14 protein-coding genes are annotated in these 12,738 nt (G+C 43.3%); 12 read left to right on the top strand and 2 right to left on the bottom strand.

The genetic code is table 11. The features are described from left to right. Positions 1–145: 145 nt before the first annotated feature. Entirely contained in the window at positions 146–763 is a 618-nt protein-coding gene (locus J502_RS06675; protein ID WP_005023783.1) for a thiol:disulfide interchange protein DsbA/DsbL, read from the bottom strand. Positions 764–945: 182 nt separating this feature from the next. On the opposite strand from J502_RS06675, the gene ubiG reads away from it, so the two are divergent. The 12 genes from ubiG to J502_RS06615 all read left to right on the top strand — a co-directional run bounded on the left by ubiG (position 946) and on the right by J502_RS06615 (position 12,094). Further along, positions 946–1,665: a bifunctional 2-polyprenyl-6-hydroxyphenol methylase/3-demethylubiquinol 3-O-methyltransferase UbiG gene (gene ubiG / locus J502_RS06670; protein WP_034683489.1), complete on the top strand. Its 720-nt coding sequence runs from the start codon at positions 946–948 to the stop codon at positions 1,663–1,665. Further along, positions 1,662–2,357, top strand: coding sequence for an HAD family hydrolase (locus J502_RS06665; RefSeq protein WP_034683487.1), 696 nt, complete (start codon positions 1,662–1,664; stop codon positions 2,355–2,357). Before ubiG ends, J502_RS06665 begins: the two co-directional genes overlap by 4 nt. Positions 2,358–2,386: 29 nt before the next feature. Beyond that, positions 2,387–3,133 carry a YciK family oxidoreductase gene (locus J502_RS06660; protein WP_005017438.1) on the top strand — a complete coding sequence of 249 codons (747 nt, stop codon included), beginning with the start codon at positions 2,387–2,389 and terminating at the stop codon, positions 3,131–3,133. 341 nt (positions 3,134–3,474) lie between these two features. Continuing rightward, positions 3,475–3,852 carry an RcnB family protein gene (locus J502_RS06655; RefSeq protein ID WP_005017440.1) on the top strand — a complete coding sequence of 126 codons (378 nt, stop codon included), beginning with the start codon at positions 3,475–3,477 and terminating at the stop codon, positions 3,850–3,852. Between the two features lie 224 nt (positions 3,853–4,076). Continuing rightward, positions 4,077–4,445 carry an RcnB family protein gene (locus tag J502_RS06650; protein WP_005405737.1) on the top strand — a complete coding sequence of 123 codons (369 nt, stop codon included), beginning with the start codon at positions 4,077–4,079 and terminating at the stop codon, positions 4,443–4,445. 126 nt (positions 4,446–4,571) lie between these two features. Beyond that, the gene (argA, locus tag J502_RS06645; protein ID WP_034683485.1) at positions 4,572–5,918 is read left to right on the top strand and encodes an amino-acid N-acetyltransferase; all 1,347 of its coding nucleotides are present in this window, start codon (positions 4,572–4,574) and stop codon (positions 5,916–5,918) included. A gap of 309 nt (positions 5,919–6,227) precedes the next feature. Beyond that, entirely contained in the window at positions 6,228–7,193 is a 966-nt protein-coding gene (locus J502_RS06640; protein WP_034683483.1) for a sulfonate ABC transporter substrate-binding protein, read from the top strand. Positions 7,194–7,211: 18 nt separating this feature from the next. Further along, positions 7,212–8,201, top strand: coding sequence for an aliphatic sulfonate ABC transporter substrate-binding protein (locus tag J502_RS06635; RefSeq protein ID WP_005023797.1), 990 nt, complete (start codon positions 7,212–7,214; stop codon positions 8,199–8,201). A 23-nt stretch (positions 8,202–8,224) separates the two neighbouring features. Continuing rightward, positions 8,225–9,400 carry an FMNH2-dependent alkanesulfonate monooxygenase gene (gene ssuD / locus J502_RS06630; RefSeq protein ID WP_005023798.1) on the top strand — a complete coding sequence of 392 codons (1,176 nt, stop codon included), beginning with the start codon at positions 8,225–8,227 and terminating at the stop codon, positions 9,398–9,400. After that, entirely contained in the window at positions 9,397–10,203 is an 807-nt protein-coding gene (gene ssuC / locus J502_RS06625; protein WP_005017455.1) for an aliphatic sulfonate ABC transporter permease SsuC, read from the top strand. Before ssuD ends, ssuC begins: the two co-directional genes overlap by 4 nt. 16 nt (positions 10,204–10,219) lie before the next feature. Beyond that, a complete protein-coding gene (locus J502_RS06620) occupies positions 10,220–11,014 on the top strand; it encodes an ATP-binding cassette domain-containing protein (protein ID WP_034683481.1) in 795 nt (264 codons plus the stop codon). Between the two features lie 414 nt (positions 11,015–11,428). Next, positions 11,429–12,094, top strand: a complete 666-nt coding sequence (locus J502_RS06615; RefSeq protein ID WP_034683479.1) for a TetR/AcrR family transcriptional regulator — start codon at positions 11,429–11,431, stop codon at positions 12,092–12,094. A 38-nt stretch (positions 12,095–12,132) separates the two neighbouring features. Here the strand turns inward: J502_RS06615 and J502_RS06610 are convergent, their stop codons facing one another. Further along, positions 12,133–12,714, bottom strand: a complete 582-nt coding sequence (locus tag J502_RS06610) for a 5'-methylthioadenosine/S-adenosylhomocysteine nucleosidase family protein (protein WP_034683477.1) — start codon at positions 12,712–12,714, stop codon at positions 12,133–12,135. Between the last annotated feature and the right edge of the window lie 24 nt (positions 12,715–12,738).

Here is a 12,738-nt window from a genome sequence, read left to right as displayed (position 1 = left end):
ACTAGGCTTTTATTGAGGCAAAACGACATTTTATGTCGTGTCGCTGATATCCTCGGGTTAAACCCTAACGTTTTACGCTCCAATAAACAAAAAAGCCGTTTCCTGCCCTGGCAGAAAACGGCTTAAATAATTAAATAACTCTAGACTATTTGGCTTTACGCTCTTTATTAATCAGGAAATCAAGTACCTGGGTAACTTTAGCATCTTCACCCTGAATAATATATTTACCATTTACAACTACAGCGGGTACACCAGTTAACTGGTATTGCTGCGCCAGACGGTTAGATTGCGCCACTTTTCCGGTAATCGAGAAAGAGTTGAACATGCTGTTGAATTTACTCTCTGGTATACCGTACTTGGTAAAGAATTTTGCCTGAGCAGCCTGGTCAAAAATCTGCTGGTTGTTGACATGAATTGCATGGAATAATGGCAGATGGGTTTTTTGGCGTACACCGAGTGCCTCAGACACATAATAGCCACGTGCACCCTGTTCCCAGACTTTATTCATGGCAGCCGGAGTACGTACAAAGCGTACGTCTTTAGGTATTTTTTTAAGCCAGGCCTGCATATGCGGCTCAAGCTTAAAACAGTGCGGACAGCCATACCAGAAAAACTCACGGACTTCGATCTTGCCCGGTACTTCAACCTTAACAGGATTGGCCACTACAGTATAATCCTTGCCTGCTACAAAATTGGCTGCCATGGCACTACCTGAAAATGCCATTACAGCAGTACACAAACTACCTAAAATAAACTTTTTCATTGACGCTGAGATTCCTCTGAATTGTTATGCCGAGTTTATGAGCTCACTATAAATTAAATATGCCAGAATCGTTTTCCTTCTGTGAACTTTTTTACAGCTTTTATCGCTTTTTCTGGAATTAACGCTACACTAAGTCTGAATATTTTATTCCTGATCATTAACCGGATAATGAGGTGACTGTCATGTCGCAACTGAATGTTGATCCACAAGAAATTGCTAAATTCGAAGCACTTGCAGCCAAATGGTGGGATCAGCATTCTGAGTTCCGTCCCTTACATCAGATCAATCCCTTGCGCTTGAACTGGGTAGATGAGCTCAGCGGCGGCCTGGCTGGTAAAAAGGTACTGGACGTAGGTTGTGGTGGTGGCATTTTGACCGAAAGTATGGCGCGTCGCGGTGCGGCTGAAGTGCTGGGTGTAGATATGGGTGAAGCGCCTTTAGCAGTTGGCCGCCTGCATGCCCAGCAGGAAAATGTGCAGAATATTGAGTACCGCCAAATTCCGGTAGAGCAGCTGGCTGAAGAAAAGGCGGGCCAGTACGATATTGTGACCTGTATGGAAATGCTGGAACATGTACCAGATCCGGCTTCTATTATTAAAGCCTGTCAGACTCTGGTAAAACCGGGCGGCCATGTGTTCTTTTCTACCATTAACCGTAATCCGAAATCTTATCTGTTCGCTATTATTGGTGCCGAATACCTTCTCCGGATGCTGCCTAAAGGTACTCATGATTATCACAAGTTTATACGCCCATCCGAGCTGGCCCATGACATCCGGGCTGCCGGGCTAGAGCTTAAACAGATGACCGGTTTACATTACAACCCGCTGACCAAACATTACTGGCTGGCACCGAATGTAGATGTCAACTATATGGTACATACCGTTAAGGAAGTCACAGAATGAAAGCTGTCCTGTTTGACCTTGATGGTACCTTGATTGACACCGCAGCTGACTTTATCCGCATTATTCAGGATATGTGCCGTGCCGAAAACTGTGAGGTGGTAGCAGCAGACCTGATCCGCCCCCAGGTGTCTGAAGGTGCGCGAGCCATGGTCAAACTGGTCTATCCGCATCTTGAGGTCGATGATCCGGTATTTCTGGCACACCGTCAGCGTTTTCTGGACCTATATGGAGCAGATATTGCAGTTGAGACAGACCTGTTCGAAGGCATGTACCCTTTACTTGATGAACTGGAAGCTCGAGGTATTCCTTGGGGAATTGTGACTAATAAGCCCCGTGGCTTAAGCGAGGCTTTACTTGCTGCCCTGAACTTAACAGAACGCTGTGCAGTACTGGTCTGCCCTGAGGATGTCACCAGAACCAAACCTGATCCGGAACCGATGTATTTAGCTGCTAGACAAATCAATCTTCCGGCAGAGCAGATTATTTATGTCGGGGATCATCCGCGTGATATTGAAGCCGGTCGTAATGCAGGAATGTATACCATCTTGGCTGCTTACGGCTATTTACCGTTAAGCCACAAAGATAACTTAACGGCCTGGCAGGCAGATTGTATAGTGAATGATATTTCTGAACTGCGGCAGAAGGTATGCCAACTGCTGAAACTGGAATCAGAAAAACCCGTAGTACTTTAGACATATCATAATAATGAGGAGGTTTGCCTATGAAATACTCACAATATCAACCTCGTCCAGACTTACTGAAAAATCAGGTTATTCTGATCACGGGTGCAGGTGACGGTATTGGCCGCGCTGCTGCCTTAAGTTATGCCCTGCATGGGGCTACAGTTGTTTTGCATGGCCGTACCCTGAACAAGCTTGAAGTCATTTATGATGAAATTGAAGCATTGGGGGCACCTCAACCTGCCATTTTGCCTTTACAACTGTCCAGTGCTTCCGCACAGGATTATGAACATCTGGTCAATATTCTGGATAAACAGTTCGGACGTCTAGATGGGATTTTGCATAATGCCGGTATCTTGGGTGAGCGTATCGAACTGGCCCATTATCCAGCTGAAGTCTGGGATGACGTGATGGCGGTAAATCTGCGAGCACCCTTTGTACTAACGCAGGCCCTATTGCCTCTACTGCAAAAATCTGAACATGCTTCGGTAGTTTTTGCCAGTTCAGGTGTAGGTCGGGAAGTTCGTGAGCGTTGGGGTGCATATTCTGTTTCTAAAATTGCTATTGAAGCGGTAAGCAAACTGTTTGCTGTAGAAAACCAGCATCCGAATATACGCTTTAACTGCATTAATCCGGGCGCCACCCGAACAGCCATGCGGGCTAAGGCTTTTCCAGATGAAGATCCAAAAGTGCTAGCGACACCAGAAACAATTATGCCGGCTTATTTATACCTGATGGGTGAAGACAGCCGTCATATGAATGGGCAGAGTATCGATGCTCAGGATTAGTCTCGGATTTTATTTTTGAATCACTGTTGGGCTTAAATAAAAACAGGCTATACCAAGTTAAACTACTGCTATTGCAAAATAGGTTACAGGCATAGACGAGATCATATCTTGCTCTATGCCAAGAATGAGTAAAAGCAGAAATAAGCTTAAATATTTAAAGCAGAAATTTACCGATACATATAAATAATAATAGTATGGAGAATACTTAATTTGTTTTATATTAAGTACGCATTGTCTCTGCAATTTTAAATAATTAGTTGAATTATCTTCACAGTTTCTCTGTTTTTTTTTCGTACAGTAGATGGGTAAAGAAATTTTAAGTATGAATTTGAGGATTAAACATGAAAAAGATTATGGCTGTGCTGGCATTATCTTTCTCTACCTTCATGGCAAGTGTAGCTTTTGCAGCACCTCCTCATAAAAATCAGGACCATTCGGACCGACGTGGCGGGCCACATGGCAAGATGTTCCAGCAGGACGAAGATTCTGTCCGTGAACAGCGTCGTATGCGTGAAGAACGTGGAGTCAGTCGTCTGAAACAGCACAAATGGCAAACCGGTTATATTATGCCGCAACATTACCGGGGCAACGGTTATAAGGTTGAATATGAAAGTCATGACCTGCCGAAACCTTCGCGTAATCAGCAATGGTACAAGGTCAATAATGATTATCTGTTAGTCGATTCAGATAAACACAGTATTATCAGGATTATGGACTGATACATATTCTTCATTATTCCGTTCATCCAGAATAAAAAGGCCTAAATACAATTTAGGCCTTTTTACATAGGGCTAACTGGCTATTTCTGTCGAGTTAATTTCTAATTTCCTTCTCAATTCCTTCATTAATTTCACAATTCAATAAAACGGCTTTCATGCTTTATATCTAATTGTTGCCTAAAGTAGCGTTATAAATTGATGAGCTTGCAACGCAGGATAAAAACATGAAAACATTACTTACAGGTATCGCTTTATCTTTGAGCGCGCTGATTACTACCAGTGCTATGGCCGCACCACAGCATTATGATCAGCGTTATGACCGCCCTAATACCCCACACTGGAGCCATGACGACCGTCGTTATGATGACCGCCGCTGGGATGATCGCCGTTCATCTTCACGAGTAAATCCAAGTCGTGAATGGCGCAGTGGTCAGGTGCTGCCTCGTCAGTATGATAACAACCGTTACAAGGTTGACTACCGTGATAGCCGTCACCTGAATAAGCCTGCCCGTTATCAGCAGTGGTATAAAATTAATGGTGACTATGTGCTGGTCAATGAACGTAACAACCGTATCATACGGATTCTGGGCTAATTCAGTCCTACATCGATACATATTCACCCGGGCACTGACCCGGGTGTTTTTTTGCTTTTTATATACCTGCCTGCTGTTTTTTGATTAGAATCAGCAGACTGAATAAGCAACTGGATCAGGCATATTATGAATTCTGTGGAAACCGCGAATACTACTGAACAACTCAATGTACGCTGGTTCCGGCATTCTGCTCCCTATATTAATGCGCATCGTAATAAGACCTTTGTCATCATGTTTGGAGGTGAGGCGGTCTGCCATGATAATTTCCAGCATATTATTCACGATATTGCCCTGCTCAATTCCTTGGGAATTCGTCTGGTTCTGGTTCACGGTGCCCGTCCGCAGATTAACCGGAATCTGGAACAGTTTCAGCTGAGTGCACCATTTCATAAGAACCGCCGGATTACTACACGTGAGTCTCTTGGCTGTGTCATGAGTGCTGTAGGCTCAATCCGTCTGCAAATTGAAGCCTTACTTTCTACCGGGTTAGCGAACTCACCTATGTACGGCGCAGCTATCCATGTAGTCTCTGGTAATTTTGTCACTGCTAAACCTTATGGTATTCATGATGGTATCGATTTTCAGTTAACCGGTGAGGTCCGCTCCATAGACAGTACCAGTATTCATCAGCATCTTGAGCATAACAGTATTGTACTGCTCGGTCCGACTGGTTACTCCACTACAGGCGAAGTCTTTAATCTGCTGGCAGAAGAAGTCGCAACCAAAACAGCTGTTGCCCTAAAAGCCGATAAACTGATTTTTCTGGGCCAGCAGCAAGGTCTATTAAATTCCAAACAGCAATTATTGCGTGAATTAACACCTCAGCAGCTGGACCCTTATATAGAACATCATGAACAGGCAGATCCAACCCAGGCTTTATATTTACGTGCGGCACGCGATGCTTCCCTAGAAGGCATCAATCGTGTTCATCTGATTTCTTATACGTATGACGGTGCGCTGATTGAAGAGCTATTTACCCGTGATGGGATTGGCACTATGATCACCGATGCACATTATGAAGAAGTCCGCACTGCCAGAATTCAGGATGTAGGTGGACTGATCAAACTGTTACGCCCCCTCGAACAAGAAGGGATACTGGTTTACCGTTCACGTGAACGGCTGGAAACTGAAATCAACCAGTTTGCTGTCATTGAGCGTGACGGTACCATTCTCGCCTGTGCGGCACTTTACCCGATTCCAACTTTGAAGAATGAAATACCTTCGGCAGAAATTGCCTGTGTAGCGGTACATCTGGCATACCGCAAATCGAATCGAGGCAGCCAGATTTTAAATTTTCTTGAAAAAAAGGCACAAGAGAATGGAATCAAGCAGCTATTTGTACTGACCACCCGCACAGCACACTGGTTCCTAGAACATGGTTTCATGCCAGCCTCTGTTGATGATTTACCCAATACCCGGCAGGCACTTTATAACTATCAGCGAAATTCACTGGTATTTAAAAAACAGTTATAGAACCGGCCTTAATATTTAGCTTTATTTTTAATAAATATATCTTTGAACCAGAAATAAAAATTAGGATTTTTAAGGTTTTTAATTATTATTTCTGGTTCTTCTTTAGCTCAATAAAAAATTAATAATAATATTCAGATATTTAATTAAAAATAATATTAATTTTTAAATCATAAATACTCATAAGTTAAGCAGTTTTATATTTTAGCTTTTTTTTTCATAACTAAACGATAAAAGCTTATTTTTTTAGCATTACCGGGCATCTTAGGCTGTATGTGATTGTTAAATTTCACTGCCAGGAGCACTTTTTCTATGAACAGCCAGCAAATTTCTTGGGCCCGTTCTGCCATCTTATTGAGCAGTCTGGCAACTGCCCTGTTTCTAGGTGGCTGTTCCAAATCTGACCCTCAGACTCAGGTCTTGAATATCGGTTTTCAAAAATATGGCATTTTACCGATTCTAAAGGCCCAAGGTAGTCTGGAAAATGCTCTCAAATCACAAGGTATAAAGATTCGTTGGGTTGAATTTCCTGCAGGTCCACAGCTCCTTGAAGGTTTAAATGTCGGAAGTGTCGCTTTTGGAGAAGCAGGTGAAGCTCCCCCTATTTTTGCTCAGGCAGCCAATTCAAATATTGTCTATGTAGCAAATCAGCCGGGCGCGCCTCATGGGGAAGCATTGGTAGTCCAGAAGAATTCTCCCATACAGTCTGTTGCTGATTTAAAAGGCAAACGGATTGCACTGAATAAAGGTTCTAATGTTCATTATTTACTGCTGAATATTTTAGAGGCGAATGATTTAAAGCTTGAAGATATTCAGGTGATCTATCTGCCACCGGCAGATGCTCGTGCTGCATTTGAACGTGGTTCTGTCGATGCCTGGGTAATCTGGGACCCCTTCCTGGCCGCAGCAGAACAGCAACTTGGTGCCCGGGTTTTAAAGGATGGTCAGGGGTTGGTCAATAACCTGCAATTCTATCTGGCCGACCGTAAATTTGCAGAAAGCAACCCAAAAGTCATTCAGACTATTATTCAAGAATTAAACACTACGACCCAATGGGTTGCCCAGCATCAGGACGAGGCAGCCAGTCTGTTAGAACAACCAACCGGACTGGAACATAATATTTTAAAAACTTCTATTTCACGTATGGGCTTTGGGGTAAGACCAATTAGCCAGGAAGTTTCTCATGCGCAGCAGAAAGTAGCTGATGCCTTTTATGCCCAAAAATTAATACCTGTCAAACTTGATATTCAGGCTGCGATTTTAAAGCAAACACCATAACAATAAGAAGGATGCCAGATGTACTCACTCAAAAATTTTTTAATTAGCAGTTTTATAGCCTTAGGTCTGAGTGGCTGCCAGAAAACCAGTTCTGATACTGCACCGGGTCAACAGTCCGTTCAAGAAGACAACCTCAAAACCCTGGCGGTCGGATACCAGAAATCCTCACTGAATCTGTTAGTCGCTCGCCAGCAACAGCTATTTGAACAGCAGTTTCCCGGCGTTCAGGTGGCGTGGAAAGAGTTTCCAGCTGGCCCACAAATGCTGGAAGCACTGGCAGTTGGCGCAATTGATTTTGGTGCAGTAGGTAATACTCCTCCTGTTTTCGCACAAGCGGCCGGGAAAGATCTGAAATACATTGGCTATGAAGTGGTTCCCCAGAATGCACAGGCATTATTAATACCTGCAGACAGTTCAATTCGTACACTTGCAGATCTAAAAGGTAAACGGATAGCGGTACAGAAAGGTTCAAGTGCTCATGAACTTTTGGCTAAAGCTTTACAAAAGGCTGGTTTAAGCTGGCAGGACATTCAGCCCATCTGGCTTCCTCCGGCAGATGCACGGGCAGCTTTCGATAAACAGTCAATTGATGCTTGGTCGATCTGGGAACCGTACTTAAGTGCAGCAGAGCTGGATGCCAAAGCCAAGGTATTAATTGACGGCCAAGCCTTTGCACGGACTTATTCATTTTATATCGCTAACCCACAATTTATTGAGCAGCATCCCGGTGCAACTGAAAAGATCCTACAAAGTTTAAATACTGCCGATCAATGGGTACTTCAACACCAGCAACAGGCATTAAAGATTTATCAGCAAAGTACCGGCCTTAAACAAAATATTGCCCAACGGGTTATAGATAAACGGCTCAAACCCTCTCCTATTTATAGCCTTAAACCTGAAGTCGTACAGGCACAACAAGAAATTGCTGATCTCTTTCAACAGGTCAAATTAATTCCAAAATCAATCCAGGTCAGCCAAGTGGTCTGGGTCCCTACACCTAAAAACTGATTTAGACAGATAAGGATACTGAGATGAAAATTTTTTGGTTTATTCCGACTCATGGTGATAGCCGCTATTTAGGCACCAGTAAAGGTGGGCGCCAGGTTGATCATGCTTATATGAAACAGATTGCAGTGGCTGTAGATAACCTGGGTTATGAAGGTGTACTGATTCCGACCGGCCGCTCATGTGAAGACCCATGGATTACAGCTGCCAGCCTGATTGATGCCACTAAAAACCTGAAATTTCTGGTGGCTTTGCGCCCTGGCGTAACCACCCCTGCTCTGGCAGCCCGTATGGCAGCAACTTTTGACCGTCTCTCAAACGGGCGGGTATTACTGAATCTGGTTACAGGGGGTGATGAGCAAGAGCTAAAAGGTGATGGTGTATATGAAGACCATGCTACACGCTACCAGACAGCAGCAGAGTACACCAAGATCTGGCGTGAAATCTTGACCCGTTCTCATACAGGTGAAAGCTTTACTTTCCATGGCGAACGGCTAAGTGTTGATGATGCTAAACTGCTGTATCCGCCTGTACAGCAGCCTTATCCTCCGCTCTGGTTCGGTGGTTCATCTGAAGCTGCTCAAGAACTGGCTGCTGAGCAGGTCGATACTTACCTGACCTGGGGAGAACCGCCTGCAGCAGTAGAAGAAAAAATCCAGACCATGCAGGCTAAATCCGCTGCAAAAGGACGTCGTCTAAACTATGGTATCCGTCTGCATGTAATTGTACGTGAAACCAGTGCAGAAGCCTGGGCCGCAGCTGATGAACTGATTCAGTATGTAGATGACGCTACGATTGCCGCTGCACAACAAAAATTCCGTCAAATGGACTCAGTAGGTCAACGTCGTATGGCTGAATTACATAATGGCGATAAGAGCAAACTAGAAGTATCACCAAACCTCTGGGCTGGTGTAGGTCTGGTTCGTGGAGGTGCCGGGACTGCGCTAGTCGGTGACCCGCAGACTGTAGCAGACCGTATTCAGGAATATGCAGATCTAGGTATTAATACCTTTATTTTTTCAGGTTACCCACATCTGGAAGAGTCTATTCGCTTTGCTGAACTGGTCTTTCCTTTACTGCCATTACAGACCCGTAAAAAGCTGGCCCAGCCTAACTTGACCGGTCCATTCGGTGAGATTGTTGCCAATAATTATGTACCTGACCGGCTAGCAGATAATAAAATTGTCAAGGAAGGGGCATGATGCAAAAGAATAGTATAGATAACTACGTTTCACGTGGAACAGGTGTATTTAGAAAACATCTGCTGCCTTGGTTAGTGCCCTTATTATTACTTGTTCTGTGGCAGCTTACTTCAATGAGCGGCTTACTGCAAAGCCGGATTTTGCCTGCCCCTACAGCCGTACTTACAGCTTTCTGGTCTTTACTCATCAGTGGTGAACTGTGGCAGCATGTCAAGGTGAGTACGGCCCGGGCATTGACTGGTCTTGCTGTGGGTGGAGGTCTAGGTTTATTGCTCGGCCTATTAAATGGTTCTTCCAAGGTAGCCTCGAATCTTCTGGATACTACTTTGCAAATGCTACGTAATATTCCGGCTCTGGCGTTAATTCCTCTTGTTATTTTATGGTTTGGAATAGATGAAAGTGCCAAGCTTTTTCTGGTAGCGATAGGTGTATTTTTCCCGATCTATATCAATACCTATCATGGAATCCGATCAGTTGATCCGCAGCTAATTGAAATGGGAAAGAGTTATGGGCTGAATCGTCGCCAGCTTTATCAGCAAATTATTTTACCGGGCGCTATGCCTTCTATCCTGGTCGGGCTACGCTTTGCTTTAGGTCTGGTCTGGGTATTGCTTATTGTTGCCGAAACAATTTCTGCGCAGTCAGGAATTGGCTATATGACCATGAATGCCCGTGAGTTTTTGCAGACTGATATTGTACTGGTCGGCATTCTCCTGTATGCCCTTTTAGGCAAGCTGGCAGATATTCTGGCTCAAGGACTGGAACGCTATCTGCTGCGCTGGCATCCCGGCTATCAACAATAGGAACAGGAATATACTAATGAGCAATTTAAATATACCGCTATCAGTTGATATAGAAGCTAAGCCAAGTACGAATTTTACCACTCAGCCGCAGAATGGAGCAGAAATTGTGGTTGAGCAGCTTCATAAGTTTTATGGGCAGGTTAAAGTTCTTGAGGAGCTAGATCTGCATATTCAGGCGGGAGAATTTATAGCAATCTTGGGACGTAGCGGATGTGGCAAGAGTACTCTACTACGTCTAATTGCTGGCCTGGAAGCAGCAAGTTACGGTGAAATAAAATTCAAGTCTGCACAGAATTTTCGTGAAGATATTACCACAGATGATATTCGGGTTATGTTTCAGGATTCACGTCTATTGCCATGGAAGACTGTCGAGAAGAATGTACAGCTAGGTTTGGCCCATAACCGTCATGCCCATGCAGTAGCGCTACTCAAAAAGGTGGGGCTCGCTGAAAAAGCCAGTAACTGGCCCGCCCAACTTTCAGGCGGACAACGGCAACGTGCTGCTCTGGCTCGAGCTTTATCCCATACACCACGAGTTTTATTACTGGATGAACCCTTAGGCGCACTCGATGCTCTTACCCGGCTTGAAATGCAAAATCTGATTGAACAGTTATGGCGTGAGCAGGGCTTCACAGCTGTTTTAGTCACTCATGATGTTGCTGAAGCAGTACAACTGGCTGACCGGATTATTCTACTGGATAAAGGCCAGATTGCTCATCATTTTAAGATTGATTTACCACGGCCCCGTAAAAAGAGTGTCCAGTTCACCGAGCTGGAGCAGCAAGTTTTAGATGCAGTATTAGCCACCTAAACTCATACACGCCAACAGCCATCTTGAGATGGCTGTTTTATACATGAGGCTATATAAACAAGATATCTTTTAACAAGAAGGTAAAGATCATAACTTCTTTTACAGTATAGTCATGAAAAACTCATTCTATACTAAATATAATTATTAAAATCAATTTCTTAAACTTATAACAAATATATCTGGTACTTTAAAAAAGATTTTTCATTTAATTTTCACAGCTAAAAATAATTTTATTTTAAAATTATTTTTTAAGCTAATTTGTTATTAACTATCAATTTATTATGAGTTACTTTTTTTACCAAATGTTAAAAAAGGTGTTTAATTCAGCATATTGGAAGAATTACTTTGCAAAATTGTGCACAAATCGACCCATTTGTCTTACAATTATGACTTTATCGATATTTGTGGGGAACAATGGAACAAAAGAAGAGCACTCAAAAACGGAATTTACTTTTAAATGCAGCTCTAGACGTTTTTTCTACGTATGGTTTTAACGGGGCAAGTCTGGATGAAATTGCTCAGCTGGCCGACATGCATAAGTCAAATATTTTTTATTATTATGAAAATAAAGAGGCTTTATATGTTGAGGTACTTACTACAGTACTCCAGAAGTGGCTGGCTCCTCTACAGTCGCTTGAAGTAGACCTTGAGCCGGCTGAAGCATTAGCTAATTATCTGATGCTCAAGATCGAGGTTTCACGTCACCAGCCTAAAGCCTCCAAGCTGTTTGCACTAGAAGTTATTCAGGGTGCACCACATATTTTATCTATTTTAAAAGGCCCGCTGAAAAAACTATTTAAGCGTAAGGCCAAGGTGATCCAGAACTGGCAGGAACAAGGAAAAATTTCTGCAGGTATTGATCCGGAATTGCTGATTTTAAATATCTGGGCAATTACCCAGAATTATGCTGATTTTAGTACTCAAATTGAAATGGTGATGGGAAAAACGCTTAAAAGTAAAAGCACCTACCAGAGGACTATCGAACATACTATCCATCTGATGCTCTATGGTATTTTACCGCGCTCTGAATATAGCCCGGTCACGCTTTCAACCGAAGTTTCCGAAGCTAACCAGAATTAATGCTTCAGCTCTTTAATTCTGGCCTTTTTACTTGTTCTTTATGATTGAAATGAAAGCCTTGCTTGCTGGTATAAATCCAACAGTTTATGCGCTCCCAACAGCAGATTATTTTCCCAATCCAGATGTGCTGTGGTGTTGGCACCATCACTAATATATTTGACAGATACCAAGCGTACTCCAAGTTTTTTACAAACTTTAGCCAGGGCATAACCTTCCATATCCACCAGATCACAAGACACTTTAGGCAAGCCTGTTTCGAAGGAGTCACCAGTTCCACAGATTCCTTTAGGCAATTGATCGAAGTATGAAACCAGTTCAATACATCCTGGTATTTCCTCATCCATTGGAGTAATGCCCGGGACAAAACCTAAAGGAGAGACATCCATATCACGTTGTACAAAACTGCTGACCTCGACCAGTGAGTGGGTATCAAAGTGACTACTGCCTGCGGTACCTAAGTTAAAAAGTATTTTACATCCAGTACGTTGAATCACCTCATAGGCTTTAAATGCTGCATTGACCTTGCCAATACCGCTGTAATGAACCTGAATACCGGCCTGCTCAAACAGACCTTTAGATTCACTTGGGAGCGCCATGATGAGTGCAGATTGCTCTACCATTTAGAAAACTCGTTAAAATTTGAT

This window comes from Acinetobacter sp. 1294596 (genome assembly GCF_000582925.1).
Taxonomy (GTDB): Bacteria; Pseudomonadota; Gammaproteobacteria; order Pseudomonadales; family Moraxellaceae; genus Acinetobacter; species Acinetobacter radioresistens.
This window is presented reverse-complemented; position numbering and strand designations above follow the sequence as displayed.